Origin of the sequence: Paracoccus benzoatiresistens, from assembly GCF_026913015.1 — a bacterium.
GTDB classification, from domain to species: Bacteria; Pseudomonadota; Alphaproteobacteria; order Rhodobacterales; family Rhodobacteraceae; genus Paracoccus; species Paracoccus benzoatiresistens.
Map to the genome: position 1 here is coordinate 54,254 of NZ_JAPTYD010000014.1, position 25,649 is coordinate 79,902.

A 25,649-nucleotide genomic window follows, 5' to 3' on the forward strand; every position below is an offset into this window, starting at 1 on the left:
CCGCGTCTGCCGCAGCGGGGTTTTCTATTGCGCCGGTGCGGGCGCAGCCGCCACGCGCAGCCGAGCCTCGCGCCAGGTGATATAGGTGATGGCGCCGATCATCATGCCGCCGCCCAGGATCACCCATTCGTCAAGCGGCTCGTGGAAGATGAAGACGCCCAGCAGGCAGGCCCAGATCAGCTGCAGGAAGGTCACCGGCTGCGTGACGGTCAGCGGTGCGGCGGCAAAGGCCCGCGTCATGGTATAGTGGCCCGCCGTCGCAAAGACCGCGACCAGCCCAAGCCAGCCGATCTGAGACCAGGTGGGCGGCACCCAGACCGCCCAGGCTATCGGCGCCAGGCCGATCGACACGGTCAGCGACATCATCGCCACGACGATGGCCGCCGGGACATGCTCGGTGATGCGCTTGGCGGCCAGATAGGAGGCGCCGAAGCACAGCGAAGCCACGACCTGCGACAGATGCCCCGGATCCAACTCGCGCAGACCCGGGCGCAGGACGACCAGCGCGCCCACCAGCGCCACGCAAACCGCCGCGATGCGCCTCAGGGCCAGCCTTTCACCCATGAACAGCGCAGCGCCGATCGTCACGACGATCGGGTTCAGAAAACCGATGGCGGTGACCTCTGCCACCGGGATCCGCGACATGGCATAGAACCAAGTGATCACCGCAAGCACATGCAGGGCGCCGCGCAGCGTCAGCAGCCGCCAGACCTGGGGCGAAAAGCCTGTGCGCAGCGCCGGAAGCAGAACCGGTCCCAGGAAGGCCAGCCCGAAGACGAAGCGAATGAAGGCCGACTGCGGCGCGGGCAAGGCGCCACCCAGCCAGCGCACAATGCCATTCACGGCTACGAAGCACAGGCCCGTCGCCAGCATCCAGCCTATTCCCGCAAGATCGCGGCGCGTCTGCCCGTCAAGTTGCATGACGTGCAGTTGGACTGCTTTCAAGGGCCGGCGCAAGCCTCATTCCGCGATCAGCGCGGCAGCGATGGTCCACATGACGATGCCGATCGCCACCTCCAGCACCTGCCAGGCGCGGGGGCGGGCAAAGACCGGCGCCAGCAGCCGCGCGCCATAGCCCAGGGCAAAGAAGAACAGAAAGGATGCAGTCACCGCGCCCATTCCGAACACCCCCGGCCGGGGCCACTGGGCCGAGATCGCACCGACCAGCACCACGGTATCCAGCCAGACATGCGGGTTGAACCAGGTCAGCGCCGCGATCAGGGCCAGTGTCCTGGGCAGGCTTGCGGCGCCCCCTTCCGGCCGCACGGCGCCGCCGCCCTGCCAGGCTGCGCGGAACGACCGCGCTCCATACCAGACCAGAAAGGCGGCGCCCGCCCATTTCAATCCCACCAGCAGACCCGGCGCCACCGACCCGATCCGCGCGATGCCGTTGACGCCCAGCAGGATCAAGGCCGCGTCGGACAGGGCGCAGAACAGGCAGACCCAGAAGATGTGATGGCGGATCAACCCCTGCTTCAGCACGAATGCATTTTGCGCGCCGATGGCGACGATCAGGGACAAGCCGGTTCCCAGCCCGGCGGCGTAAGACATCATGGAAGCACCTCTCGGCCTTGCCTTTCGCACAAGAGCCGGATGACATAAAGTGAAGTGAACTTACTCCGATGAAGCTGGGCTAATGTTGGACTATCCTGCCATCGCTGCCTCGGCCGAGATCATCCGGCGCGGCTCCTTCGAAGCTGCGGCCGCCGCCCTGCACGTGACCCCCTCGGCCATCTCGCAGCGCATCCGCGTGCTGGAGGAACGGATGGGCACCGTGCTGATCGACCGTGGCCCGCCCGTTGCCGCGACCGCGCAGGGCCTGCGCCTTGCCGCGCATCTGGACCAGGTGCGACTTCTGGAATCCGGCCTTGCGCTGCCGCCGTCGGACCGTCCGGTGCTGCGTCTTGCCGTCAATGCCGACAGCTTGGCAAGCTGGGCGATGCCTGCGCTGGCCGCCGCGCCCGGCCTGCTAGACTTGACCATCGACGATCAGGACCACGCGCTGGACTGGCTGCGCAATGGCATGGTCGTGGCCGCGCTGACCAGCGACAGCCGGCCGGTGACCGGCTGCGACAGCCAGCGGCTTGGGATCCTGCGTTACCGGGCGACTGCAAGCCCCGGCTTTCTGGCGCGCCACTTCCCCGACGGCGTGACGGCAGACAGCTTGGCGCGGGCGCCCTCGCTCAGCTTCAATGCCAAGGATGCGCTGCAGACCCGGTGGGCCAAGGCGCTGACCGGGGCACGTCTGTCCTTGCCGATGCACCGCATTCCGACGGCCCATGGCTTTGCCGAGGCCGCGCGGCTTGGCATCGGCTGGGGCATGAACCCCGAACCGATCGTTCGCGAGGACATCGCCGCAGGCCGCCTGATCGACCTGGCGCCCGGCTTGCCGCTGGATGTACCGCTTTACTGGCAGTTCAGCCGCATCACCGCCCCCGCCTTGGCGCCCTTGACCGATGCCATAAGAAAGGCCGCCAAGGCAGCCTTGCTGCCCTGACGGCCCTTTCATCTTGGCCGAAATATCCCGGGGGTGCGGGGGCTGGCCCCCGCTCTCGCCTTACAGTTGGGCGGCCACCGCGTCCGACAGGTCGAAGTTGCCAGTCACGTTCTGGACGTCGTCGTCGTCTTCCAGCGTGTCGATCAGCTTCATCAGCTTCTGCGCGGTTTCCATATCCGTGATCTCGGTCGGCGCCTGCGGCTTCCAGATCAGCTTCGCGGTCTCGGATTCGCCCAAGGAGGCCTCAAGCGCCGAGGAGACCTCGTTCAGCGCGGTGTCCGCGCAATAGATCCAGTGGCCGTCCTCGTCGGTCTCGACATCGTCCGCGCCCGCCTCGATCGCGGCCAGCATCACGCTGTCGGCGTCGCCTGCGGACAGCGGATACATGATCTCGCCCACGCGGTCGAACATGAAGCTGACCGATCCCGTCTGGCCCAGATCGCCGCCCGCCTTGGTGAAATAGCTGCGCACGTTGGATGCGGTGCGGTTGCGGTTGTCGGTCATGGCCTCGACCACCAGGGCGATGCCGTTCGGGCCATAACCCTCGTAACGGATCTCCTCATAGTTCTCGGCATCGCCGCCCATGGCCTTCTTGATGGCGCGTTCGATCACGTCCTTGGGACAGGAATTCGACTTGGCTTCCTTCACCGCCAGGCGCAGCCGCGGGTTCTTGTCGGGGTCTGGATCACCCATCTTGGCGGCGACGGTGATTTCCTTCGCCAGCTTGGAAAACAGCTTCGAGCGGGCCGCATCCTGACGGCCCTTGCGATGCTGGATATTGGCCCATTTGGAATGGCCTGCCATGGTCGGTCGTCCTTCGCAGTTCAAAAGCGGATGGAGGCGCTTTTAGTCCAGCCCGACGGCGTATCGCAAGCCGCGGCACGCAGAAGAAAGGCGCCCTGTCCCCATGGACGGGCGCCTTCGGTCAGGGTCTTGCAGCCGCTCACATCGCGGCGGCAACCCCGAGGATCCGGCGGATTTCGCCATCGCGGGTCAGGCCGCGACGCGCCAGTTCCGCGTCGCTCAGGCTGTTCAGGCGCTCAAGCTCTCGCACCTTGGGGCTTGCTTCGGCAATGGCGACCAAAACCTTGCCAATTGCGGCGAAGGGCGCCGCGAGCATCCCCAGAAAGGACGTGCGGGGTTTGTCGAAAGAGATCGTGCTGGCCATCCGGAAACTCCTTTGCAACACAAGGCTGTTTCCCCCCTGCCACACTATGTCGGGCAGAAAGCCAATCGAAACAATGTCCAATGCTGCATGGCAGCATTGCAAAAGGCGTCACAGCGGCCAGAACACGGGAATGACCAGACAGGCGACGATGCCGCACAGGATGTCCAGCGGCACGCCCACGCGGACGAAATCGCTGAACTTGTAGCCGCCGGGGCCATAAACCATCATGTGCGTCTGATAGCCGATCGGGGTCGCAAAGGCGACCGTGGCCGAGAACATCACCGCGACGACATAGGCGCGCGGGTCGTGCCCCAGGGACTGCGCCAAGGCGATGGCGATCGGCGTCAGCAGGACGGCGACCGCGTTGTTCGACAGGATCTCGGTCATTACCAGCCCCAGGAAATAGATCGCGATCAGCGTCGCGAACGGCGGCAGGTCGCGCAGCCAGGGCGTGACGAAATCGACGATCAGCTTGACGGTGCCGGTATGCTCCAGCGCCTCGCCCACGGCCAGCATGGCGAAGATCATCGCCATCAGCCGCCCATCGACAAAGGAAAACGCCTCCTCGGCATCGATGCAGCGGGTCAGCAGGATCACCGCCGCCGCAAGGAAGGCCAGCACCATGATCGGCGCGACCTCGAATGCGGCCAGCGTCACGACCGCCAGCAGGCAGACGATGGCGATCGGCGCGCGTTCCCGGCGATAGGCCCGCGCCGAGGGGCGCGAGACATCGACCAGTCCCATGTCGGCGGCAAGGCGCGCGATATCCTCGGGCGCGCCTTCCAGCAGCAGCGTGTCGCCCACGCGGACGACCAGATCGTCCAGTTGGCGGCCCAGGTTCTGGTCGCGCCGATGCGCCGCCAGCACATAGATGCCATATCGCCTGCGCAACCGCATGTCGCCCAGCCGACGTCCGATCAGTTGCGCACCGGGCGAGATCAGCACCTCGACCGTTTCCGTCGCCACCGAGCTGAGCTTGTCCACCACCTGCAGGTTCTTGTTGCCCAGGAATTCCAGCAAATCGGCCATTTCGGACCGCAGCACCACGCGGTCACCGGGTTCCAGCACGACCTCGGCAAGGTTGCGGCGCAAGGATGCATCGCCGCGCAGCACGTCGATCAGGCGCACGGCCTCGCGCTTGAACAGCGCGACCGCGACCGCTTTCTGTCCCACAAGGCTCGAATCCTCGGGGATGGCCAGTTCCGTGAAATACTTCATCTCGCGCCGCGAGCCCAGAAAGCCCGCAAGCGATGTCCGGTCGGGCAGCAGGCTCTTTCCGAACAGCGCGAAATAGGCGACGCCTGCCAGGGTGACCGCAATGCCCACGGGCGCGATCTCGAAGATGGAGAAGGGGACCAGCCCCTGTTCGCGCGCCACACCATCCACCAGCAGGTTGGTGGATGTGCCGATCAGCGTCATCATGCCGCCCAGGATCGTGAAATAGCTGAGCGGGATCAGCAGTTTCGATGGCGACAGCTTCAGCCGGCTGGCCAGCTGGATGCAGATGGGGATCATCACCGCGACGACCGGAGTGTTGTTCATCACGGCCGACGCCATGATGACAAAGGCGAACAACGCGCAGATCGTGAAGGCAGGATTGGTGACGGCGCGCGCGGTCACGATCCGCGACATCATCTCCAGCGCGCCCGTCCGCAGCAAGCCGCCCATGATCAGGAACATGAAGGCGATGGTCCATGGGGCGCTGTTCGACAACACGCCCGCCGCATCCTCGGCCGGCAGCAGGCCCAGGATCAGCATGGAAGCGGCGGAACCGATGGCCACGACCTCGGGCGGCTGCTTTTCCCGGATGAACTGCACAAAGGTGATGGCAACAATGACCAGCATCGCGATTGCCGCGTTCGTTCCGGTCAATTCAAATCCAAGCATGAAGCCCCTGTCGAGCGGCGCCGTTCACCGGCAAATTGCGGCGGTGATAGAATTGTTTTCCCCGGAACCGCAAGCAAAAGCGGGATTCGATTCAGGCGGGATGCGTTTGGGCCAGCCGCCCTCCGTCGCGCACGGGTTCAATTCCCGTCGCACGGCCCGTGCGGTCGTCCGTCACGATCAGGACGCCCGACAATGTCGCGTCCCCTTCGGCCGGGGTGAAGCGATCGCGGGTCATGCCGGTGATGAAGCGGCGCAGGGGCTCGGTCTTTTCCATGCCGATGACGCTGTCGTAATCGCCGCACATGCCGGCATCCGACTGGTACCCCGTCCCGCGCGGCAGGATCTGCGTATCCGCCGTCGGCACATGCGTATGCGTGCCGATGATAGCGCTGGCGCGGCCGTCGCAGAAATGCCCGGCAGCCATCTTCTCGCTTGTGGCCTCGGCATGAAAATCGACAAGCGCCGCCTGGACCATGCCGCCCGGCGGATGCGCGCGCAGCACGGCATCCAACGCCGAGAACGGATCGTCATAGGGCCGCGACATGAAGACCTGCCCCAGCGCCTGCGTCACCAGCAGCTTGCGACCGCGCGCATCGGCAATGATGGTGCTGCCCCGGCCCGGAGCCTCCTTGGCGTAGTTCAGGGGACGGATGATGCGCGGCTCGCGTTCGATGAAGGCAAGCATGTCCTTCTGGTCGAAGGCATGGTCGCCCAGCGTCAGGCAATCGGCGCCCGATTCCAGCAGCAGTTGCGCATGGCCCGCCGTGCAGCCGCGCCCGCCGCTGGCATTTTCGGCATTCACCACCACCAGGTCGGCCTTCAGCCGCGCGCGCAGCGGCGCCAGCCGCTCGACTATCGCGCGCCGTCCGGCGCGGCCCATCACATCGCCAAGAAAGAGTATCCGCATGACGGGCTGGTTACGCCCAACCCCGCCGCGCTTCAAGCGCCGTCTCTGGACAGCGCGGCAAAGCACGGCCATCTTTCGGCGCGAAATCGGAGGCAGCGATGGATCAGGTCGATTGGGCGGCAGTGGAACTGGCAGCGGGCGAATTGCGGCTGTGGCTGTTTCGCGGCGATGCCGAAGGCGCGGCGATTACCAGGCCAGACAACGGCGATCCGGCCGCCTCGCTGGCGGCGATGCTGATCCCCCGTCTTGCGCCAGGGGCTGCCATCGACGTGATCGCTGCAGGCTGGCCGGGAACCGCGCCGGCACGGGTGCCCTGCCCGCCACCGCGGCCCGCGGACGCCGTGGTGCTGGACCCCCGGCTCACGCTGCACCGGCTGCCGGGCCTGATGCAGGATCGCCCGGCTGACCTGATCGGCGTTCAGACGACGCGCATTGCCGGGCATCTGGCCCGCCATCCCGAATTCGACGGCGTTCTGTGCCTGCCGGGCGGGCAGTCTGCCTGGGCGCATGTCAGCGCGGGCGAGATCGTCAGTTTTCGCGGCTTCCTGACGGGCGAGCTTCTGTCCGCGCTGACCGCCTCGACGCCTGACGAAGAAAGCGCCGGCTTTGCCGAAGCCGTGCAGGACACGCTGTCCCGCCCCGCGGGGCTTGCGGGCGAGCTGTCCTCGCTCCGCGCGCGGCTGGCGATGGAGGAGATGACCCCGCCTGCCGCCTACGCCCGGATGGCCGGCCTGCTGATCGGGGCCGAGCTTGCCGCCGCGCGGCCTTGGTGGCTGGGCCAGTCCGTCACGGTCATCGGCGCCGGCTGGCTGGCCGACCGCTATGCCGAGGCCTTGGTGACGCAGGGGGTCAACCCGGCCAGGGCCGACCCGACCCGCGCGCTTCTGGACGGCTTTCGCGCCGCACGTCGCGGCCTCTGACCGGAACCCGCGCCGCACCTTGCCGTTTGGTTGCCGACCCACGGCAAGAGGCGCGATGACCGATACCGATGTGCCTGCGTCGTGGCGCTCATCCGGCGGCGGAACGCGCAACGCGCAGGGCGGGGACCCGCATCCCCATGATCGACAACAGGAGGCATGATGGCGGAACGTCTGATCGACCTGGGCAACGGCTTCTGGAACATCCGGGGCGACCTGCGGATCGGCGGGCTGGTGAATGTCGGGACACAGTGTTCGCTGGTGCAGCTGTCCTCGGGCCGGTTCCTGTTCCTGGACTCCTATGGCTTTGGCACCGATGTCGCCCGGCAGGTCATGGCCCTGACCGAAGGTGGCCGCGCGGTCGAGGCGATCCTGAACCTGCATCCCTTCCACACGCTCCATTGCAAGGCGATGCACCAGATGTTCCCGCAGGCGCAGCTGTTCGGATCGAACCGTCATCACCGCAAATGGCCGGACCTGCCCTGGCAAACCGACGCAGTCGAATCCCCCCGGGTCGCGGCACGTTTCCCGGAGCTGCGCTTCTCGCTGCCCGACGGGATCGACTACATCTGCCAGAACGAACGCGTCCATGCGGGGTCGCTGCTGGCCTATCATCCCGCCAGCGGCAGCCTGCATGTGGACGACACACTGAACGTCCTGCCGGTGCCCGGCCTGTTGCGGCGCCTGCTGCGCCTGCCGCGCGTCAGCTTCCACCCGACCATGGGACAGGCGCTGCAGGACCGTCCGGGTGCGGCGCAGGATTTCCGGAACTGGGCCTTGCGGATCGCGGACGAATGGCGCGACGCCCGGACCGTCTGCGCGGCCCATTCGGCCACCCTTCCGATCCCTCCGGGCAGCTTTCCCGAACATGTCCGACAGGCCCTCGCCCGCGTCGAACCCGCGCTGAAGCGGGCCGAGGCAAAGGGCGGCTAGGCCCTACCCGAGCCGCGCGATCAGGGACGAGGTGTCCCAGCGGCCCCCGCCCATCCGCTGCACGTCCTTGTAGAACTGGTCGACCAGGGCGGTGACGGGCAGCGATGCGCCGACCTCGTCGGCTGCGGCCAGGCAGATGGCCAGATCCTTGCGCATCCAGTCCACGGCAAAGCCGTGCTCGAAATGGCACTGGTCCATCGTCTTGTGGCGATTGACCATCTGCCAGCTTCCGGCGGCGCCCTGGCTGATCACCTCGACGACCTGTCCGACCTCCAGCCCCGACCTCTTGGCGAAGGCCAGCGATTCCGACAGCGCCTGCACCAGCCCGGCGATGGCGATCTGGTTGCACATCTTGGTGATCTGGCCCGCCCCCACGTCGCCCATGCGGCGGCAGATCTTGGCATAGGCATCGATCACCGGCGCTGCGCCGTCGAAGTCATCCTGCGTGCCGCCGCACATCACCGACAGCTGGCCGTTCTCGGCCCCCGCCTGCCCGCCCGAGATGGGCGCGTCCACATAGCCGAGCCCCGTCGCCTGCGCCGCCTGAGCCAGCTCCCGCGTCACCGCGGCCGAGACGGTGGTGTGATCCACGAAGATTGCGCCCGGCTTCATGCCGGCAAAGGCGCCGTCCGGTCCAAGGCAGACGGATCGCAGATCGTCGTCATTGCCCACGCAGGCCATGACCAGATCGGCCCCCGCCGCCGCTTCGCGCGGGGTGCCGGCCCAGGCCCCGCCATGCCGTTCGACCCAAGCCTGCGCCTTGGCGGCCGTGCGGTTGAAGACCGTCACCTCGTGCCCGGCGGCCTTCAGATGCCCCGCCATCGGCGCGCCCATCACGCCCAGTCCAAGAAACGCCAACTTCGCCATCAGTCCCTCGATCCATTTTGAGGCGCGGTGCGCCGTGCGTTGAACTGGCACCGCGCCTCCATTATGCAGCAACCCATCATCCCGGCGCGCCGCGGTCAAGCGCATCGGTCTCCCACAAGGACAGGCGGCGGACCGGCCCATGGATCATCTTCCCACATGCTGACCCTTTTCCGCTGGCTTCTGCGGCTGACCATCGGCCTGATCCTGCTGCTGGTGATGGCAGCCATCCTGGCCTGGTATTTTGCCGTGCGGTCCCTGCCGGACTACAACGCCACGCTTCAGGTCCAGGGCATATCGGCCCCGGTCGAGATCGTGCGCTCGATCGAGAACGTGCCTCATGTCTTCGGACAAACGGACGAGGACGTGTTCTTTGCCCTGGGCCTTGCCCATGCCCAGGACCGGCTGTTCCAGATGACCTTGCTGCGCCGCGCGGCCCAGGGCCGCCTGTCCGAGGTTTATGGCGCGGGCGCCTTTCCCGCCGACGACCTCGCCCGACGGTTGGAGCTTTACCGCAATGCCGCGGCCTCGCTCGATTCCCAGGACCAGGCGACGCAGGCGGCGCTGCGGGCCTATGCGGAAGGCGTGAACCAGTGGATCGCGCAGGTCAACAAGGGCGCGCTTGGCCGGGGGGCGCCGGAATTCTTCGTCCTGCCGCAAGAGATAGCCTATTGGCAGCCCGCCGATTCGCTGGCGATCCTGAAGCTGCTGGCTGCCGCGACCAGCAATTCAGCGGCCGAGGAGATCCTGCGCGCCCGCCTGTCGCTGACCTGGCCCGAACGCGGGACAGAACTGCTGGTCGGCGAAGGCAATGCCGCCATCCTGCCCCATTATGCCGACCTGTTCCCCGGCACCCGCCTGGCACCGCCCGAGGCCCGCAAGGGCCCGGCGCCCGCCCGCGATGCGACAGACTTCCTGCGGCCGAACGGCGGGCTGGGGGCCAACAGCTTTGCCGCGGCGGCGGACCGGACGGCGGCGGGCGGCGCGCTGGTTGCGAACGATCCGCAGGCGCCGCTGGTGGCGCCCTCGCTTTACTACCTCGCGCGGCTGCAACTGACCTCGGGCGGGGTGATCGGGGCGACGATTCCGGGAATGCCGGTCGTGTTTTCAGGCCGCAATCCGTTATTGGCCTGGGGTATCGCGCCTGCCCCCCTGGACGATGCCGACATCGCCATCGAGGAGATCCAGCCCGGCCATGCCGACCGCTATCGTGGCGCAAACGGCTGGACCGAGTTCGTCACGCGGCGAGAGGTGATCCGCGTGCTTGGCGAACCGACCCGCGCCCTTACGCTGCGCCGCAGCCGGAACGGCCCGCTTGTGCCCTTGCTGGATCCGGGCCTGGCGGATGTCACGCCGATGGGCCATGTGGCAGCCCTGCGCTGGACAGGGCTGTCCGGGACCGACACCACCATGTCGGCGCTGATCGGGATGATGCGGGCGACCGATGCGGACAGCGCCGCAACCGCGCTTGGCCGGGTCGTGGCGCCCGCCATGGCCGTGACGCTGGCCGACGGCGACGGCATCCGCCAGGTGACAGTCGGCGCGAAGCCGCAGCGCAGGGCCAGCCATCCGACCGGCGGCGCCATGCCCGTGCCGGGCTGGCTGGCCGAAGGGGAATGGCAGGGCCTCGTCCCCACCTCCGAGGACAGCCCCGCCACCCAGGGCTTGGCGTTCGCGACCGAGGAACGCGGCCCCCTGGCCCTGCGCCGCACCCGGCTGGCGCATCTGCTGAAGGACCGCGAGGTCCATTCCCGCGACAGCTTCATCGCCGCGCAACTGGACATCGTCAGCCCGGCCGCCCGTGCCCTGCTGCCCTTGGTCGGCGCGGATCTGTGGTTCACGGGCGAGCCCGCAGCCTCTGGCACGCCGGAACGCCAGCGCCAGGACGCGCTGAACCTGCTGGCCGAATGGGACGGCGCCATGAGCGAGCACCTGCCCGAGCCGTTGATCTATTCCGCCTGGATGGGCGCGCTGCAGGACCGCCTGATCCGGGACGAGCTTGGCCCCGTGGCCGACGACATCCGCAGCCTGCATCCGGGCTTTGTCGATTCCGTCTTCCGCAACCGCAACGGCGCGGGCGCGTGGTGCGACATCGTGCAAAGCGCGCAGGCCGAGGATTGCACCATGATTGCCCGCCAGGCGCTGGACCGCGCGATCCTGGAACTGACGCAGCGATACGGCCCGGATGTCACCAGCTGGAGATGGGGCGACGCGCATCAGGCGCGGCATGTGCATCCGGGGCTGGGCCGGATCGGCGCGCTTGGCTGGATCGTGAACCTGCCGCAGGCGATCTCGGGCGGGGCGCTGACCGTATCCCACACCACCCTGCTGGGAACAGGTCCCACCCCGTTCGAGGCCGAAGCCGGCGCCGGGTATCGCGGGGTCTATGACCTGGCCGATCCCGACAGTTCGGTCTTCATCATCTCGACCGGGCAGTCGGGCCATCCGCTGTCGCGCCACTACGACGATCTGGCAGAGCTATGGCGGCGGGGCGAATATATCGGCATGTCGCTGGACCCGAACCTGGCCCGCGCGGCGGCGACCGGCATCACGACCCTGCAGCCCGTGGCCGAGTAAGGATTTCAGGCAGGCGCGATCCTGCGCCAGCGATGGAACAGGTCGGCTCCGATCCGGCGCGACTCGGCCAGGGCGAAGCGCGGCGCATCGGCCAGCCGGTCAAGCCGCATCGGTCCGACCGCGGGCAGCCCGTCACCCCCCAGGGTGACACCCGCAGTATAGCCCACGATCTGGTCCACAAGCCCCGCGTGCAGCAGGGAAGCGGCAAGCAGTCCCCCGCCCTCGCAGAAGACCCGCGTGACGCCGCGCTCGGCAAGCTGCGCCAAGGCTTGGGCGGGCGGGGCGTCGATCTGCCACAAGGGTCCGTGCATCGGACCCTCGGGCGGCAGGTCGGGCAGCGGCCGCGACGACAGGACCACCCGCACTGGCTGGCGCGGCGTGGTCAGCCCGCGGACGTTCAGCGACGGGCGGTCGGCATGGGCCGTGTTCCCGCCCACCATCACCGCGTCATGGGCCATGCGCATCGCATGGACATGAAGGCGTGCCTCGGGTCCCGTGATCCACTGGCTTTCTCCGCCGGGCGTGGCAATGCGCCCGTCAAAGCTAGTCGCCAGCTTGAGGGTCACGAAGGGCTGCCCCTTCTGGACGCGCGACAGGAAGCCCGCCTGCAAATCGCGCGCCTCGGCCTCTCGCACGCCTTCCGTCACGGCGATGCCCGCATTGCGCAGGATCCGATGCCCGCGCCCGGCCACGCGGGGATCGGGATCGGTCATGGCCGAAACGACACGGGCAACACCGGCGGCGACCAGTCCCTCAGCGCAGGGCGGGGTCTTGCCATGATGGGCACAGGGCTCCAGCGTGACATAGGCGGTCGCCCCTCTCGCCAGCGGACCTGCCTGGTCCAGGGCCATGCGTTCGGCATGGGGCCTGCCGCCCGGCTGCGTCCAACCCCGCCCGACGACACGCCCGCCTTGCAGGATCACGCAGCCGACGGCAGGGTTCGGCCAGACATTGCCCAGACCCCGGCGCGCCAGCCGCAGGGCATGGGCCATCTGTCGCAGGTCGTCGCCCGTCACGGTTCAGTCGTTGACCGCGCCGGGCCGCAGTTCGGACACGAACTTGTCGAAATCGTCCGCGTCCTGGAAGTTCTTGTAGACGCTGGCAAAACGGACATACGCAACATTATCGATGCGCGACAGCGCCTCCATGACGATCTCGCCGATCATCTTGGAGGGAATATCCGTCTCCCCGGTGCTTTCAAGGCGGCGGACGATGCCGCTGATCATCTGCTCGATCCGCTCAGGCTCGACCGGGCGCTTCTGCATGGCGATGCGGATCGAACGGGCCATCTTGTCACGATCAAAGTCCTCTCGCCGGCCATTTGCCTTGACAACAACCAAGTCGCGCAGCTGCACGCGCTCATAGGTGGTGAAGCGGCCCCCGCAGGCCGGGCAGAAGCGACGGCGGCGGATGGCAACATTGTCTTCGGCGGGACGCGAATCCTTGACCTGCGTATCGACGTTTCCGCAAAACGGGCAGCGCATCCGGTGGTCCCCTCGAAATCCTCGATCCCCAGCAGTATAGGAGGCAGGCAGGGTTTGGGTAGCCATATCCAGCAGGCACAAGATGTTCGCCATCCCACCTGTGACCGGAATGCCGCGCGATCAGAGCCGCTGAAACGCCCCGACGACCTGGCGGCGATGCGGCGCGCGCCGGTGTTCCACCAGATAGATGCCCTGCCATGTCCCCAGCAGCATCCGCCCAACCGATACCGGGACCTGAAGGCTGACCGGCAGCACCGCGGCCTTCAGATGCGCGGGCATGTCATCCGGCCCCTCGTCCCGGTGACGCAGCCAGGACATCGATGGATCGTCCGCCGGGGGCGCGATGCGGTCAAGCCAGCCCAGCAGGTCATGCTGCACGTCGGGATCGGCGTTTTCCTGGATCAGCAACGAACAGGAGGTATGGCGGACCATCAGCGTCACCACACCCTCGCCCGCACCCCCGTCGCGCAGCCATCCGGCGACCTTGCCGGTGATGTCGTGGCAGGCAGGCCCCCGTGTCTCGACCGTGAAGGTCGTGATCATTCCGCAGCCTCAGGGCTGCCCAGCAAGGGCAGTTCGTCATCGCCGTCATGCCCGACCGCAAGGCGCTTCTGGTTGCGCGCCCCAAGCTGGCGCAGAATCTCGGCCTGACGGATGACGTTGCCCGACCCGCGCGAAAGCCGGTCCATGGCCGTGCTGTGGCTTTTCTGGGCCTTGTCCAGGGCCGCGCCGACCTCCTCCATCGCCGACACGAAGCCATGCAGCTTGTCATAAAGCAGCCCTGCCCGGTTGGCGATTTGGGCTGCGTTGGATTCCCGCCGCTCGACCGTCCAGATGTGATCAACCGTGCGCAGCGTCAGCATCAGCGTCGTCGGGGTGGCGAGGCCGACGCGGTTTTCCATCGCGTGCCGCGTCAGGTCGGGATCGACGCGCAGGGCCTCGGAAAAGGCGCCTTCCACCGGGATGAACATCAGCACGTAATCGACCGAGCCTTCGTCCAGCGCGTGATATCCCTTGCCCGATAGCGAGGCGATATGCGTCCGCATCGCCGCGACATGCCGGCGCAGCGCGATGTCGCGGATTGCCGGATCCTCGGCGCTGACCGCTTCCTCATAGGCCACCAACGAGACCTTGCTATCGACCACAAGCACCTTTTTCTGCGGCATCCGGATGATGACGTCCGGGCGCCAGGTCTTGCCATCCTCGTCCCGGCGGCTGGTCTGGGTGGTGTAATGCGTGCCCTCCAGCAGGCCCGAATCCTCGAGAATGCGTTCAAGGATCATCTCGCCCCAAGCACCGCGCTTCTGGCTGTCGCCTTTCAGCGCCCGCGTCAGGTTGACCGCCTCGCGAGAGATCGCCTCGGACCGGCGGTAAAGCCCCTCGATCTGCTCGCGCAGGCGGGCGCGTTCCTCATCCGTGGCCTTGTTGCGAGCCTGAAGTTCGCTTTGAAAGCGATTGACCTGATCGCGGAAGGGCGTCAGCAGCGCGTTCAACTGATCCCCATGGACCCGCTGCATCTCGGCACCCTGGGTTTTTAGGGTTTCATTCGCCAGCAGCTTGAAATGGCCGGTCATTTCCTCGCGCAACTCCTTCAGCGTCGCAATCTCTCGCTGCGCCGCCTGCAGATCCTTTTGCGCCATCAGCCGGGTCTCGGACAGGTCCCGCTCAAAGCGGGCGATGGTCTGGCGTTCCGCGGCCAGAGCCTCGCCCAAGCCATCGCGTTCCGCGGTCAGTTTGGCCAACACCTCGTTCACCTGATCGCGCAGTTCGTGCAGGCGGGCGATTTCGCGACGTTCGGCCGCCAAGTCCTTTTCGGCCGCAAGCCGGGCCGAGGCGAGTTCGCCCTCCAGCCGCGCCATGTCCCGACGTTCGGTTTGCAAGGCGTCCGCCAGATTGTCGCGCTCGTCCCCGATCTCGGTCAGGCGCTTTTCCAGATGCTCCGCCTGCGCTTCCAGGCGGCCGGCCCGCAGGCGCTGTTCGTCCAGTTCGGCAAGCCTGCGTTCAAGGTCGGGAACCCTGGGGTCGGAGGTTGCCGGCCCGCGACGCTGGGTCAGCAGCAGCACCACCACGATTGCCGCCAGAAGGGCACAGACGACGATCAGGATCGTTTGGGCGGACATGAACGGACCTCGTGCAAGCTTTGATCAGCGTTCACGATTTACCCCTGAATTGCAAGGGCCGAGGCAAACACCCGCGCAATCCGAATACCGACAGTTCTATCAATGCCACATTGCGAAAAAACCGCCCGAAGGCGGCTTTTCGTCATTGGTCCAGGAAGGACCGCAGCTTTCGGCTGCGGCTTGGATGCTTCAGCTTGCGCAGCGCCTTCGCCTCGATCTGGCGGATACGCTCGCGGGTCACGCTGAACTGCTGGCCGACTTCCTCCAGCGTGTGATCGGTGTTCATACCGATGCCGAAACGCATCCGCAGCACGCGTTCCTCGCGCGGGGTGAGGCTGGCCAGAACCCGCGTCGTGGTTTCCTTCAGGTTTTCCTGAATGGCCGAATCCAGCGGCAGGACGGCGTTCTTGTCCTCGATGAAATCGCCAAGCTGGCTGTCCTCCTCGTCCCCGATGGGGGTTTCGAGGCTGATCGGTTCCTTGGCGATCTTCATCACCTTGCGGACCTTTTCCAGCGGCATTTGCAGCTTTTCGGCCAGTTCCTCGGGCGTGGGCTCGCGGCCGATCTCGTGCAGCATCTGGCGGCCGGTGCGGACCAGCTTGTTGATCGTCTCGATCATGTGCACCGGAATGCGGATGGTCCGCGCCTGGTCCGCGATGGACCGGGTGATCGCCTGCCGGATCCACCACGTCGCATAGGTCGAGAACTTGTAGCCGCGCCGATACTCGAACTTGTCCACCGCCTTCATCAGGCCGATGTTGCCTTCCTGAATGAGGTCAAGGAACTGCAGGCCCCTGTTCGTGTATTTCTTGGCGATCGAGATCACCAGCCGCAGGTTCGCCTCGACCATTTCCTTCTTGGCCTGGCGGGCTTCCTTTTCGCCGCGCTGGACCTGGGCCACGATGCGGCGGAATTCCTCGATGTCGACGCCGACATACTGGCCGACCTGCGCCATCTCGTTGCGCAGGTCCTCGACCTTGTCGCGCGAGCGTTCGAACAGCGCCTGCCAGCCGCGCCCGGCCTGCTGGGACATGCGGTCGACCCAGGCCGGATCAAGCTCGGTCCCGCGATAGGCGTCGATGAATTCGCGACGGTTGATGCGGGCGGCATCGGCCAGCTTGACCATGCCGCTGTCGATGGTCACGATCCGGCGGTTGATGCCGTAAAGCTGGTCAACCAGGGCCTCGATCCGGCTGCTGTTCAGGTGAAGTTCGTTCACCAGCCCGACGATGCGCGTGCGCAGCACCTGGTAGTCGGATTCGGCACTGGCCGAGAAGCTGTTGTCCTCGTTCAGCGTGGCCGACATGCGCTGGTCCTGCATCGCAGCAAGCGCCTCATAGTCATGCGCGATCAGTTCAAGCGTTTCCAGAACCTTGGGCTTCAGGCTGGCTTCCATCGCGGCAAGCGACAGGTTGGTGCCGTCGTCCTCGTCCTCGTCATCCTCGCTGCGCATGGGATTGCCGTCGGCATCCAGTTCCTCGCGCTTCTGCGTGGTTTCGGTCTGGACGCTGTCATCGGCCAGCTCTTCCTCGTCGCCTTCCTCGTCGTCCAGGGACTGGCCGAAGGTGGTTTCCAGGTCGATCACGTCGCGCAGCAGGATCTCCTCGTCCAGAAGCTCCTCGCGCCACATGGTGATGGCCTTGAAGGTCAGCGGGCTTTCGCAAAGCCCTGCGATCATCGTGTTGCGACCGGCCTCGATGCGCTTGGCGATGGCGATCTCGCCCTCGCGCGACAACAGCTCGACGCTGCCCATCTCGCGCAGATACATCCGCACCGGATCGTCTGTCCGGTCCAGCTTCTCGGTCTCGGAGGATGCGACCGCGATCTCGCGCGATGTCGAGCCGACGACGGCGACCGCGCCACCCTCGGGCTCCTCCGCCTCTTCCTCGTCCTCGATCACGTTGATGCCCATCTCGGACAACATCGACATGACATCCTCGATCTGCTCGCTGCTGACCTGCTCGGGCGGCAGGACGGCGTTCAGCTGATCATAGGTGATGTAGCCCCGTTCGCGCGCGTCGGCGATCATGCGCTTGACGGCCGCCTGGCTCATGTCCAGCGAATGGGCGTTATCGTCCTTGTCGGTCTTGTCGTGATCGTCGTCCTTGGCGGCCATCAAGGGCTCCCTTCGTCAGGCAGTGATTCGCGGCAGGGCGAATCACCGGAATTCCGTCCTACATCTAGCGTGCCGCCCCCCCGAATCAAAGGGCCGGCGAAGAAAACCGATTCGCAGTGGCGAATCACACGGTCCACATGATCATCGTCGGGGCGGCTTACGCCAAATCTGGCCATCGACGAACTGGGACAGCTGCGCCGACAGCGCCTCGCGGTCCTCGTTCAGGTCGGCGCCGCCTTCCAGTTCCGGCCTTTCGGCACGGTGGCGGGCGCGGGCGATCTGCTGCATCCGCCAGGTCAGTCCTTCGTCGGCCTCGCCCTGGATCTCGGCCTCGGCGCGGGCAAGTTCCGAGCCTGCCGCACGCTGCGCCTCGAGCCGGTCGAGAAGATTCTCCAAGATCGCCAGCGCTGTTTCGTGGTCCTGGGACCCGATGACCGCCGGCGTCAGGCCCAGATGGGCGTCACGCCGCAGCGTTTCAAGTCCGCGCCGTCCGGCCACGCTTTCGGTATGGGACAGCAGGTCGAACAGCAGCGCCGCCCGGTCGGGATCGACGGGCGTAAGACGCTCCAGCCGCGTCTCCGCCTGGGCGACCAGTTCGGGCCGCAGCGCGCAGATCAGAAGGCTCGCGCCTTCCAGCAGCGCCCCCGCGGCCAGCGGTTCGGCAGCGGCCGAAGGGATGGGGCGTGGGGTCGGGGACCGGTCGCGGCGGGTGAATTTGCGGTCGCCCCCTCGCCGCTCGGTCCGGCGGGACGATCCGCCGAACAATTCCCACCGCTTGCGACGCAACTCCTCGGCATAATGGTTGCGGGTCAGTTCATCGGGGATCGTGGCGACGGTGTCCTGCAGGCGCTTGTCCAGGGCGGCCTTTCGTTCCGGGCTGTCGAAAACCTGGCCATCGGTTTCACGCGCCCAGAGCAGATCCACCAGCGGCCGCGCCTGGTTCAGCAGCGCGCCCATGGCGCCGGGCCCTGCGGCCTTGATCAGGTCGTCCGGATCCTGGCCAGCGGGCAGGATGACGAAGCGCAGCGCCTGCCCCGGCCCGGTCATCGGCAGGGCAAGGTCGATCAGCCGCTGCGCCGCCCGCTGGCCCGCCGCATCGCCGTCCAGCGCGATGACGGGCTCGGGGCTGACGCGCCACATCAGGCGCAACTGATCCTCGGTGATGGCGGTGCCAAGGGGGGCGACGGCACCCTCGAATCCCGCGCGGGCAAGCGCGATCACGTCCATGTAGCCCTCGGCCACGACCAGCCGCTGGCCCTTGGCGACTGCCGCGCGCGCGGGACCGAGGTTGTAAAGATTGCGGCCCTTGTCGAACAGCGGCGTTTCCGGGCTGTTGAGGTATTTGGCGCGGGCGTTCGGATCCATGGCCCGCCCGCCGAAGCCGATGCAGCGCCCCTGCCCGTCGCGGATCGGGAAGATGATGCGGCCCCGGAAGCGGTCATAGGCAGCGCCGCCATTGTCGGGCTTGGCCGCCATCCCCGATTCGACGATCAGCGCCTCGTCGAAGCCCTTCTCGCGCAAGGCGCCGGTCAGCGAAGTCCGGCTGTCGGGCGCAAAGCCGATCTCGAACCGGTCCTCGGCCGCGCGGTCCAGGCCACGGCGGAGAAGGTAGTCGCGCGCCTCGGCCGCAGCGGCGGTCTGCAATTGCAGGCGGAACCAGCGGCTGGCAGCCTCGGTCACTTCGAACAGGCGGGTGCGGCGGTCGGTGCGCTCGCGGGTGCGCGGATCAGGCTCGGGCATCTGAAGCCCCGCCTCGGCCGCCAGCAGCTTGACCGCCTCGATGAACTCCATCCCATCGGCCTCGCGGAGGAACTTGATGGCGTCACCCTTGGCGTGGCAGCCGAAGCAGTAGTAATAGCCCTTCTGGTCGTCGCAATGAAAACTGGCGGATTTTTCCTGATGGAACGGGCACGGCGCCCACCAGTCGCCGCGCGCCTGGTTCGACTTGCGCAGATCCCACACGACCTTCTTTCCGATCACTCGGCTGATCGGAACACGGTTGCGAATCTCGTCAAGGAAGCCGGGGGGCAGACTCATGGGATGATTATCGGGATGTGGGCGGCGTGCGGCAAGCGTCGGTATTTGGGCAAGGAGGAACGGGCGGTCAATCCGCGCCCACCGCGCCACGCGCAAGCCCCCAGTAGATGTCGCCGATCCGCTTCCGGTCCAGACGCCCGCCTTCCCGATACCAGTTGGTCACGCCCGTCAGCATCGCGATCAGCGCCATCGTCGCAAGCTTCAGGTCGTCGATGCGCATCAGCCCCGCCGCCACCCCGTCGCGCAGGATCGCCTCCAGCCCGGCCTCGTAGCGGCTGCGCAGGGTGGCGATGCGGGCGAAATTTGCGGGCGTCAGGCTGCGCAACTCCATGTAGGACAGGAACACCGCGTCGGGATGATCCAGGCTGGTGTCGATGTGAAAGCGCACGAAGCGCTCCAGCCGCGCCAGGGGATCGCCCGGCACGTCCGACCAGGCCGCCAGCAGTTCCTGCATATGGCTTTCCAGCAGGTCCAGCAGCAGCGCCTGCTTGTCGGGCGTATAGGCATAAAGCGCCCCCGCCTGCACCCCCACGGCGGATGCGATCTGGCGCATCGACACGGCGGCGTAGCCCTGCCGCGCGAACAGGCGGCGGGCTTCGTCCCGGATCAGGGGGCCGGTGATCTCGGCGCGGGAACCTTGGGTGCGGGCCATGGGGTCTTCTAGCGCGCGCCCCGGCGGCGCGAAAGCCCGTTGCCCCGCCCCGTGGCGGGGCCTAGGCTGCCGTCCATGAAACACGTCCTGACCCTGATCGCCTGCGCCGCCCTTCTGTCGGGCTGCGGTGGCGATGCAGAGCCCTATCCGCGCCTGCTGCCGACCGACCAGATCCTGGCGGAACCCACCCTGCCCGATCATGCGCCCGAGGCCGCCGACTCGCCTGCCGCCGTCGATGTGGAAGCCGAGGCGCGCGCCGCCGAATTGCGCCGGCGGGCCGAGGCGCTGCGTGGCCCGGTGATCGAGCCGGAAACCCTGTCGCGGATGCGACCACAGGATTGATTGCCCTTCGCTCTCCAGTTTGGTAAAGATTTTTTACCAACTTGCGGAGAGTTTCATGCCCGTCATCACCTCGATCGAAGATCTGAAGCGGATGCACCGCGCGCGCACGCCGAGGATGTTCTATGACTATGCTGAATCGGGCAGCTATACCGAACAGACCTTCCGCGAGAACACGACCGACTTTGCCCGCCTGAAGCTGCGCCAGAAGGTGGCGGTGGACATGTCGAACCGCAGCACTGCATCCGATATCGTCGGCCTGCCGGCGGCGATGCCGGTTGCCCTGGCGCCGGTGGGGCTGACCGGGATGCAGCACGCCGACGGCGAAATCCACGCCGCCCGGGCGGCCGAGAAGTTCAGCGTGCCCTTCTGCCTCTCCACCATGTCGATCTGTTCCATCGAGGATGTCGCGGAACACACGACCAAGCCCTTCATGTTCCAGCTTTATGTCATGAAGGACCAGGATTTCCTGGCGGCCATCATCGAGCGCGCCAGGAAGGCCAACTGCAGCGCCCTGGTGCTGACGCTGGATCTGCAGATCCTGGGTCAGCGGCACAAGGATCTGAAGAACGGCTTGTCCGCGCCGCCCAAGCTGACCCTGCCCACCCTGCTGGATCTGGCGATGCGCTGGCGGTGGGGCATGGGAATGCTGCAGACCAAGCGGCGCTTCTTCGGCAACATCGTGGGTCATGCCAAGGGCGTCGCCGATCCTTCCAGCCTGATGAGCTGGACGGCCGAGCAGTTCGACGAGAAGCTGGACTGGGACAAGATCGCGCGGATCCGCGACCTGTGGGGCGGCAAGCTGATCCTGAAGGGTGTGCTTGACCCTGATGACGCCCGCATCGCCGCCGACTTCGGGGCCGACGCGATCATCGTGTCGAACCACGGCGGGCGCCAATTGGACGGTGCGCTGTCCTCGATCCGGATGCTGCCGCACATCGTGAAGGCCGTGGGCGACCGGGTGGAAATCCACATGGACAGCGGCATCCGTTCGGGCCAGGACGTTCTGAAGGCGCTTGCGCTTGGCGCCCATTCCACCTGGATCGGGCGGGCCTGGCTTCACGGCCTTGGCGCCATGGGCGAGGCGGGCGTGACCCGCGCGCTGGAGATCATCCGCAAGGAACTGGATGTCAGCATGGCCTTGTGCGGCGAACGCAACGTCAAGGACCTCGGCCCGCAGAACGTGATGATCCCGCGCGGCTTCCTGGATGAATACGAGATCCAGGCGCCGATCAGGACTTCACAAATCGCGCCCGTTGCAGTATAGGCCGCCACCTGTCGCCATGCACCCTTGGAGGATGGCGGCGTCAACAACCGATAGGAAGATATATCATGGCCAAAGAGATCCCTGATCTGGTGGCCGAGCCGCGCGCGGGGTCAGGCAAGGGGGCCGCCCGCCAAGCTCGCCGCGACGGCAAGGTGCCCGGAGTCGTGTATGGTGACCACAAGGACCCGGTCAACATCCAGTTCGACTTCAACAAACTGCTGACCCAGCTGCGCGCCGGTCGCTTCATGTCCACGCTGTTCAACCTGAAGGTCGAAGGCCAGGACGACGTCCGCGTCATCTGCCGCGGCGTTCAGAAGGACGTGGTGAAGGACCTGCCGATCCACATCGACTTCATGCGCCTGCGCCGCACGTCGAAGGTGAACCTGTTCATCCACGTGGACTTCATCAACCACGAGAAATGCCCCGGCCTGAAGCGCGGCGGCACGCTGGTGACGGTGCGCCCCGAGGTCGAGCTGGTCGTGACCGCGGGTGACATCCCCGATCACATCACCGTCGATCTGGAAGGCCTGAACGTCGGCGACACGATCCACATCAACGACGTGAAGCTGCCGGAAGGCGTGAAGCCCACCATCGACCGCAACTTCGTGATCGCCAACATCGCCGCGCCGTCGGCGCTGCGTTCGGGCGGTGACGAGGAAGCAGCCGAGGCCGCAGCGGAGGAGTGATCCTTCCGCCTTGCGCGACAATCCGGGCGGTGCCGCTGGCGCCGCCCTTTCCATTTGCGGGCGGCTTTGCTAGCCCCATCTGCAGGAGGTCACATGGAACCAGTCCATATCGTCGGCGCGGGCCTTGCCGGGTCCGAGGCCGCCTGGCAGATCGCCCGGGCGGGCGTCCCGGTCATCCTGCACGAGATGCGCCCCGCCAAGGGCACCTTCGCCCACAAGACCGGCGACTGCGCCGAAATGGTGTGTTCCAACAGCTTCCGGTCCGATGACGACGTGATGAATGCCGTGGGCCAGCTGCATTGGGAAATGCGCGCGGCGGGCGGGCTGATCATGGCAACGGCGGACCGCCACCGTCTGCCTGCGGGCGGTGCCTTGGCGGTTGACCGCGACGCCTTTTCGGCGGCCGTCACCGAGGTCCTTGAGGCTGATCCGCTGATCCAGATCGTTCCGGGCGAGATCACCGACCTGCCGTCCGACGGCAACTGGATCGTGGCCACGGGGCCGCTGACATCCGACGCACTGGCGCAGGCCATCCGGTCGGTGACGGGCACGGATTCGCTGGCCTTCTTCGACGCCATCGCCCCCATCGTCCATGCCGATACCATCGACATGTCCGTGGCCTGGGAACAAAGCCGCTATGACAAGGGCGAGACCGAAGCCGAGCAAAAGGCCTATGTCAACTGCCCGATGACCCGCGAGCAGTATGACGCCTTCATCGACGCTCTTCTAGCCGCCGACAAGGCCGAGTTTCACGAGGGCGAAACGGCCGGCTATTTCGATGGCTGCCTGCCGATCGAGGTGATGGCGGAACGCGGGCGAGAAACCCTGCGCCACGGGCCGATGAAGCCTGTCGGTCTGACCAATGCGCACAAGCCTGACGAAAAACCTTACGCGGTGGTTCAACTTCGACGTGATAACGCCTTGGGTACGCTGTATAATATTGTCGGCTTCCAGACCAAGATGAAATACGGCGCACAGACCCAGGTGTTCCGCATGATCCCCGGCCTGGAGAACGCCAGTTTCGCGCGGCTTGGCGGCATCCACCGAAATTCGTTCCTCAATTCGCCGACCCTGCTGGACGACCGGATGCGCCTGCGCCAGCGTCCCAACCTGCGCTTTGCTGGACAGGTCACGGGCGTCGAGGGCTATGTCGAAAGCGCCGCGATGGGATTGCTGGCGGGCCGGATGGCCGCCGCTCAGGCACAAGGACGCGACCTGCCGCCTCCGGCGCCGACGACGGCCATGGGCGCACTGGTCAACCACATCACCGGCGGGGCCGAGGCCAAGACCTTCCAGCCGATGAACGTGAACTTCGGCCTGTTCCCTCCGCTGGAGGAGATGCGCGGTGGGCGCAGGGGCCGCAAGGACCGCTATCCCGCCTATACGCAGCGCGCCAAGGACGACTTTGCCGCATGGCTGGCAGCGCAGTAAGGCGCACGCGCTTTGCGCCCTCGCCCACGGGCTTGCTCCATCTGGGCCATGCCTATGCGGCGCTTGTTGCGGAACGCGAGGCGAGCCCCGGCCAGTTTCTTCTGCGGATCGAGGATATCGACCGCGACCGCTGCCGGGCGGAATACGAGACCGCCATCCATGAGGATCTGGCGTGGCTGGGTCTTGACTGGCAACGCCCCGTGATGCGGCAGTCGGACCGGATGGCGGCCTATCGCGATGCCTTGGCGCGGCTTGCACCCTACAGCTATCCCTGCCGCTGCCGCCGCGGCGACATTCGTGCCGCCCTTTCAGCCCCGCAGGAAGGCGCGTTGCCTGCGGGGCCCGATGGGCTGGTCTATCCCGGCACCTGCCGCGGCCGCAGCCTGTCCGAGGCCGGTCCAGACGATGTAATCCGCCTGGATGTCGCCCGCGCCTTTGACGCCCTGGGGATCGACCGGATTGGCTTTCGGGACGGGGCGATCATGCCCGGCCATGACCATGTGCTGACGCGCGATCAGTTCCTTGACGGGATCGGCGACGTGATCCTGTCGCGTCGCGGCATGGGCACGTCCTATCATCTTGCAGTCGTCGTGGACGATGCCGCGCAGCGGATCACTGTCGTTACACGCGGAAAAGATCTTTTTGACTCATCCTACATCCACGTCATTCTTCAGAAACTGCTGCAGCTTCCGACGCCGCTTTATCATCACCATCGCCTGATCCGCGACGACGCAGGCAAGCGGCTGGCCAAGCGCGACGATGCCCGCGCGATCCGCCATTACCGCGAGGACGGCGCCACACCGCAGGACATCCGCCGCATGGTCGGGTTTTAGGCCATTGGCTCCATGATCTCGACCTCGGCCCCGTCGCGGACTGCGGTATAGAAGCAGGTGCGCCGGTTGGTGTGGCAGGCGGGGCCGGTCTGGCGCACCAGGACCAGCAGGCAGTCGCGGTCGCAGTCCACACGCAGATCCACCAGTTCCTGCACATGACCCGAGCTTTTGCCTTTGACCCAGAAAGATTGGCGCGACCGTGACCAATAGGTGACGCGGCCCGTGTGCAGCGTTTGTGCCACGCTTTCCGCGTTCATCCAGGCCATCATCAGAACCTCGCCGCTGTCCGCATCCTGCGCGATGGCCGGGATCAGGCCATTTCCGTCGTATTTGAGGCTGGCAGGGTCGAACATCGGGTTTCCTTTCCTCGGTCGCGTTCCTATCTAGGCGGAAGGCAGCCCCTGGGAAAGACCGATGGCCGACAGCGACCTGATACAGCTTTATTCGCGCAGAATCCTTGCGCTGACGACGACCATTCCGCATCTGGGCACCTTGTCCGACTTTGACGGAAAGGCCATGCGCCGGTCGCCGCAATGCGGATCGTCTGTCACGGCCTATGTCGCCATGGAGGGTGAGCGGGTCGCCGATTTCGCGCAAGAGGTGCGGGCCTGCGCGCTTGGCCAGGCCTCGGCCTCGGTGCTGGGTCAGGCGGTCATCGGCCGCAGCCGGGAGGAGATCGCGGCCACCCGCGACGCGCTGCGGGCCATGCTGACTTCGGCCGGCGGTCCGCCCGCCGCTCCCTTCGCCGACCTCGAGGCGCTTCTGCCCGCGCGCGATTACCCGAACCGCCATGCTTCGATCCTGCTGGCATGGGACGCGACGCTGGACGCCATCGAACAGGCCAACGCATAAAAAAAGGAGGTGTCCGCATATCGTGTTGGTAGTTTCGTGAAAGTGCAGACGGACTAAGATTACCTCGCATTTCCAGCGAGGA

General features: G+C 66.5%; 25 protein-coding genes. 10 read left to right on the plus strand and 15 right to left on the minus strand.

Going from position 1 to position 25,649, the window contains the following annotated elements:
• Nucleotides 1–24: 24 nt before the first annotated feature.
• Nucleotides 25–921, minus strand: coding sequence for a DMT family transporter (locus tag OU682_RS11710; protein WP_268942301.1), 897 nt, complete (start codon nucleotides 919–921; stop codon nucleotides 25–27).
• Nucleotides 922–960: 39 nt separating this feature from the next.
• The gene (locus OU682_RS11715) at nucleotides 961–1,554 is read right to left on the minus strand and encodes a LysE/ArgO family amino acid transporter (protein ID WP_268942302.1); all 594 of its coding nucleotides are present in this window, start codon (nucleotides 1,552–1,554) and stop codon (nucleotides 961–963) included.
• 82 nt (nucleotides 1,555–1,636) lie between these two features.
• On the opposite strand from OU682_RS11715, the gene OU682_RS11720 reads away from it, so the two are divergent.
• Entirely contained in the window at nucleotides 1,637–2,497 is an 861-nt protein-coding gene (locus OU682_RS11720) for a LysR family transcriptional regulator ArgP (protein WP_268942303.1), read from the plus strand.
• Between the two features lie 60 nt (nucleotides 2,498–2,557).
• Here the strand turns inward: OU682_RS11720 and OU682_RS11725 are convergent, their stop codons facing one another.
• The 4 genes from OU682_RS11725 to OU682_RS11740 all read right to left on the minus strand — a co-directional run bounded on the left by OU682_RS11725 (nucleotide 2,558) and on the right by OU682_RS11740 (nucleotide 6,459).
• A complete protein-coding gene (locus OU682_RS11725) occupies nucleotides 2,558–3,301 on the minus strand; it encodes a YebC/PmpR family DNA-binding transcriptional regulator (protein WP_268942304.1) in 744 nt (247 codons plus the stop codon).
• 139 nt (nucleotides 3,302–3,440) lie between these two features.
• Nucleotides 3,441–3,665, minus strand: a complete 225-nt coding sequence (locus tag OU682_RS11730) for a hypothetical protein (RefSeq protein WP_268942305.1) — start codon at nucleotides 3,663–3,665, stop codon at nucleotides 3,441–3,443.
• 108 nt (nucleotides 3,666–3,773) lie between these two features.
• Entirely contained in the window at nucleotides 3,774–5,552 is a 1,779-nt protein-coding gene (locus OU682_RS11735; protein WP_268942306.1) for an SLC13 family permease, read from the minus strand.
• A 91-nt stretch (nucleotides 5,553–5,643) separates the two neighbouring features.
• Nucleotides 5,644–6,459 carry a TIGR00282 family metallophosphoesterase gene (locus OU682_RS11740; protein ID WP_268942307.1) on the minus strand — a complete coding sequence of 272 codons (816 nt, stop codon included), beginning with the start codon at nucleotides 6,457–6,459 and terminating at the stop codon, nucleotides 5,644–5,646.
• Between the two features lie 98 nt (nucleotides 6,460–6,557).
• On the opposite strand from OU682_RS11740, the gene OU682_RS11745 reads away from it, so the two are divergent.
• Together OU682_RS11745 and OU682_RS11750 are read left to right on the plus strand one after the other, a co-directional pair.
• Nucleotides 6,558–7,379, plus strand: coding sequence for a 2-dehydro-3-deoxygalactonokinase (locus OU682_RS11745; protein ID WP_268942308.1), 822 nt, complete (start codon nucleotides 6,558–6,560; stop codon nucleotides 7,377–7,379).
• 159 nt (nucleotides 7,380–7,538) lie between these two features.
• On the plus strand, nucleotides 7,539–8,309 hold the full coding sequence (locus OU682_RS11750; RefSeq protein ID WP_268942309.1) for a hypothetical protein: 771 nt from the start codon (nucleotides 7,539–7,541) through the stop codon (nucleotides 8,307–8,309).
• 3 nt (nucleotides 8,310–8,312) lie between these two features.
• Here OU682_RS11750 and OU682_RS11755 read toward each other — a convergent pair whose 3' ends face one another.
• On the minus strand, nucleotides 8,313–9,176 hold the full coding sequence (locus OU682_RS11755; protein WP_268942310.1) for an NAD(P)-dependent oxidoreductase: 864 nt from the start codon (nucleotides 9,174–9,176) through the stop codon (nucleotides 8,313–8,315).
• 156 nt (nucleotides 9,177–9,332) lie between these two features.
• Between OU682_RS11755 and OU682_RS11760 the strand changes: the two genes are divergently transcribed.
• The gene (locus OU682_RS11760) at nucleotides 9,333–11,750 is read left to right on the plus strand and encodes a penicillin acylase family protein (RefSeq protein WP_268942311.1); all 2,418 of its coding nucleotides are present in this window, start codon (nucleotides 9,333–9,335) and stop codon (nucleotides 11,748–11,750) included.
• Between the two features lie 5 nt (nucleotides 11,751–11,755).
• Here the strand turns inward: OU682_RS11760 and ribD are convergent, their stop codons facing one another.
• The 7 genes from ribD to OU682_RS11795 all read right to left on the minus strand — a co-directional run bounded on the left by ribD (nucleotide 11,756) and on the right by OU682_RS11795 (nucleotide 20,159).
• On the minus strand, nucleotides 11,756–12,742 hold the full coding sequence (gene ribD / locus OU682_RS11765) for a bifunctional diaminohydroxyphosphoribosylaminopyrimidine deaminase/5-amino-6-(5-phosphoribosylamino)uracil reductase RibD (RefSeq protein WP_268942328.1): 987 nt from the start codon (nucleotides 12,740–12,742) through the stop codon (nucleotides 11,756–11,758).
• A 27-nt stretch (nucleotides 12,743–12,769) separates the two neighbouring features.
• The gene (gene nrdR / locus OU682_RS11770) at nucleotides 12,770–13,234 is read right to left on the minus strand and encodes a transcriptional regulator NrdR (protein ID WP_268942329.1); all 465 of its coding nucleotides are present in this window, start codon (nucleotides 13,232–13,234) and stop codon (nucleotides 12,770–12,772) included.
• A 120-nt stretch (nucleotides 13,235–13,354) separates the two neighbouring features.
• The gene (locus tag OU682_RS11775) at nucleotides 13,355–13,777 is read right to left on the minus strand and encodes a secondary thiamine-phosphate synthase enzyme YjbQ (RefSeq protein ID WP_268942312.1); all 423 of its coding nucleotides are present in this window, start codon (nucleotides 13,775–13,777) and stop codon (nucleotides 13,355–13,357) included.
• Entirely contained in the window at nucleotides 13,774–15,354 is a 1,581-nt protein-coding gene (locus OU682_RS11780) for a DNA recombination protein RmuC (RefSeq protein WP_268942313.1), read from the minus strand. The genes OU682_RS11775 and OU682_RS11780 overlap by 4 nt, the downstream gene beginning before the upstream one ends.
• Before the next feature lie 142 nt (nucleotides 15,355–15,496).
• On the minus strand, nucleotides 15,497–17,470 hold the full coding sequence (gene rpoD, locus OU682_RS11785) for an RNA polymerase sigma factor RpoD (protein WP_268942314.1): 1,974 nt from the start codon (nucleotides 17,468–17,470) through the stop codon (nucleotides 15,497–15,499).
• A 141-nt stretch (nucleotides 17,471–17,611) separates the two neighbouring features.
• A complete protein-coding gene (gene dnaG / locus OU682_RS11790; protein WP_268942315.1) occupies nucleotides 17,612–19,507 on the minus strand; it encodes a DNA primase in 1,896 nt (631 codons plus the stop codon).
• A gap of 67 nt (nucleotides 19,508–19,574) precedes the next feature.
• On the minus strand, nucleotides 19,575–20,159 hold the full coding sequence (locus OU682_RS11795; protein ID WP_268942316.1) for a TetR/AcrR family transcriptional regulator: 585 nt from the start codon (nucleotides 20,157–20,159) through the stop codon (nucleotides 19,575–19,577).
• A 75-nt stretch (nucleotides 20,160–20,234) separates the two neighbouring features.
• Between OU682_RS11795 and OU682_RS11800 the strand changes: the two genes are divergently transcribed.
• The 5 genes from OU682_RS11800 (at nucleotide 20,235) to gluQRS (ending at nucleotide 24,715) form a co-directional block, all read left to right on the plus strand.
• On the plus strand, nucleotides 20,235–20,501 hold the full coding sequence (locus tag OU682_RS11800; protein ID WP_268942317.1) for a hypothetical protein: 267 nt from the start codon (nucleotides 20,235–20,237) through the stop codon (nucleotides 20,499–20,501).
• Nucleotides 20,502–20,556: 55 nt separating this feature from the next.
• Entirely contained in the window at nucleotides 20,557–21,765 is a 1,209-nt protein-coding gene (locus OU682_RS11805) for an alpha-hydroxy acid oxidase (protein ID WP_268942318.1), read from the plus strand.
• A gap of 65 nt (nucleotides 21,766–21,830) precedes the next feature.
• Nucleotides 21,831–22,451 carry a 50S ribosomal protein L25/general stress protein Ctc gene (locus OU682_RS11810; protein WP_268942319.1) on the plus strand — a complete coding sequence of 207 codons (621 nt, stop codon included), beginning with the start codon at nucleotides 21,831–21,833 and terminating at the stop codon, nucleotides 22,449–22,451.
• 93 nt (nucleotides 22,452–22,544) lie between these two features.
• Nucleotides 22,545–23,882, plus strand: coding sequence for a methylenetetrahydrofolate--tRNA-(uracil(54)-C(5))-methyltransferase (FADH(2)-oxidizing) TrmFO (gene trmFO, locus OU682_RS11815; RefSeq protein ID WP_268942320.1), 1,338 nt, complete (start codon nucleotides 22,545–22,547; stop codon nucleotides 23,880–23,882).
• Complete coding sequence (gluQRS, locus tag OU682_RS11820) at nucleotides 23,864–24,715, plus strand: tRNA glutamyl-Q(34) synthetase GluQRS (protein ID WP_268942321.1); 852 nt, start codon at nucleotides 23,864–23,866, stop codon at nucleotides 24,713–24,715. The genes trmFO and gluQRS overlap by 19 nt, the downstream gene beginning before the upstream one ends.
• Here gluQRS and hisI read toward each other — a convergent pair.
• Entirely contained in the window at nucleotides 24,712–25,068 is a 357-nt protein-coding gene (gene hisI / locus OU682_RS11825; protein WP_268942322.1) for a phosphoribosyl-AMP cyclohydrolase, read from the minus strand. The genes gluQRS and hisI overlap by 4 nt on opposite strands.
• 61 nt (nucleotides 25,069–25,129) lie before the next feature.
• On the opposite strand from hisI, the gene OU682_RS11830 reads away from it, so the two are divergent.
• Entirely contained in the window at nucleotides 25,130–25,567 is a 438-nt protein-coding gene (locus OU682_RS11830) for an iron-sulfur cluster assembly scaffold protein (protein ID WP_268942323.1), read from the plus strand.
• The last annotated feature ends 82 nt before the right edge of the window (nucleotides 25,568–25,649 follow it).

Coding starts and splice junctions, on each gene's coding strand:
- OU682_RS11710 (WP_268942301.1), bottom strand. CDS start 921: ATGCAACTTGACGGGCAGACGCGCCGCGATCTTGCGGGAATAGGCTGG.
- OU682_RS11715 (WP_268942302.1), bottom strand. CDS start 1,554: ATGATGTCTTACGCCGCCGGGCTGGGAACCGGCTTGTCCCTGATCGTC.
- OU682_RS11720 (WP_268942303.1), top strand. CDS start 1,637: ATGTTGGACTATCCTGCCATCGCTGCCTCGGCCGAGATCATCCGGCGC.
- OU682_RS11725 (WP_268942304.1), bottom strand. CDS start 3,301: ATGGCAGGCCATTCCAAATGGGCCAATATCCAGCATCGCAAGGGCCGT.
- OU682_RS11730 (WP_268942305.1), bottom strand. CDS start 3,665: ATGGCCAGCACGATCTCTTTCGACAAACCCCGCACGTCCTTTCTGGGG.
- OU682_RS11735 (WP_268942306.1), bottom strand. CDS start 5,552: ATGCTTGGATTTGAATTGACCGGAACGAACGCGGCAATCGCGATGCTG.
- OU682_RS11740 (WP_268942307.1), bottom strand. CDS start 6,459: ATGCGGATACTCTTTCTTGGCGATGTGATGGGCCGCGCCGGACGGCGC.
- OU682_RS11745 (WP_268942308.1), top strand. CDS start 6,558: ATGGATCAGGTCGATTGGGCGGCAGTGGAACTGGCAGCGGGCGAATTG.
- OU682_RS11750 (WP_268942309.1), top strand. CDS start 7,539: ATGGCGGAACGTCTGATCGACCTGGGCAACGGCTTCTGGAACATCCGG.
- OU682_RS11755 (WP_268942310.1), bottom strand. CDS start 9,176: ATGGCGAAGTTGGCGTTTCTTGGACTGGGCGTGATGGGCGCGCCGATG.
- OU682_RS11760 (WP_268942311.1), top strand. CDS start 9,333: ATGCTGACCCTTTTCCGCTGGCTTCTGCGGCTGACCATCGGCCTGATC.
- ribD (WP_268942328.1), bottom strand. CDS start 12,742: ATGGCCCATGCCCTGCGGCTGGCGCGCCGGGGTCTGGGCAATGTCTGG.
- nrdR (WP_268942329.1), bottom strand. CDS start 13,234: ATGCGCTGCCCGTTTTGCGGAAACGTCGATACGCAGGTCAAGGATTCG.
- OU682_RS11775 (WP_268942312.1), bottom strand. CDS start 13,777: ATGATCACGACCTTCACGGTCGAGACACGGGGGCCTGCCTGCCACGAC.
- OU682_RS11780 (WP_268942313.1), bottom strand. CDS start 15,354: ATGTCCGCCCAAACGATCCTGATCGTCGTCTGTGCCCTTCTGGCGGCA.
- rpoD (WP_268942314.1), bottom strand. CDS start 17,470: ATGGCCGCCAAGGACGACGATCACGACAAGACCGACAAGGACGATAAC.
- dnaG (WP_268942315.1), bottom strand. CDS start 19,507: ATGAGTCTGCCCCCCGGCTTCCTTGACGAGATTCGCAACCGTGTTCCG.
- OU682_RS11795 (WP_268942316.1), bottom strand. CDS start 20,159: ATGGCCCGCACCCAAGGTTCCCGCGCCGAGATCACCGGCCCCCTGATC.
- OU682_RS11800 (WP_268942317.1), top strand. CDS start 20,235: ATGAAACACGTCCTGACCCTGATCGCCTGCGCCGCCCTTCTGTCGGGC.
- OU682_RS11805 (WP_268942318.1), top strand. CDS start 20,557: ATGCCCGTCATCACCTCGATCGAAGATCTGAAGCGGATGCACCGCGCG.
- OU682_RS11810 (WP_268942319.1), top strand. CDS start 21,831: ATGGCCAAAGAGATCCCTGATCTGGTGGCCGAGCCGCGCGCGGGGTCA.
- trmFO (WP_268942320.1), top strand. CDS start 22,545: ATGGAACCAGTCCATATCGTCGGCGCGGGCCTTGCCGGGTCCGAGGCC.
- gluQRS (WP_268942321.1), top strand. CDS start 23,864: ATGGCTGGCAGCGCAGTAAGGCGCACGCGCTTTGCGCCCTCGCCCACG.
- hisI (WP_268942322.1), bottom strand. CDS start 25,068: ATGTTCGACCCTGCCAGCCTCAAATACGACGGAAATGGCCTGATCCCG.
- OU682_RS11830 (WP_268942323.1), top strand. CDS start 25,130: ATGGCCGACAGCGACCTGATACAGCTTTATTCGCGCAGAATCCTTGCG.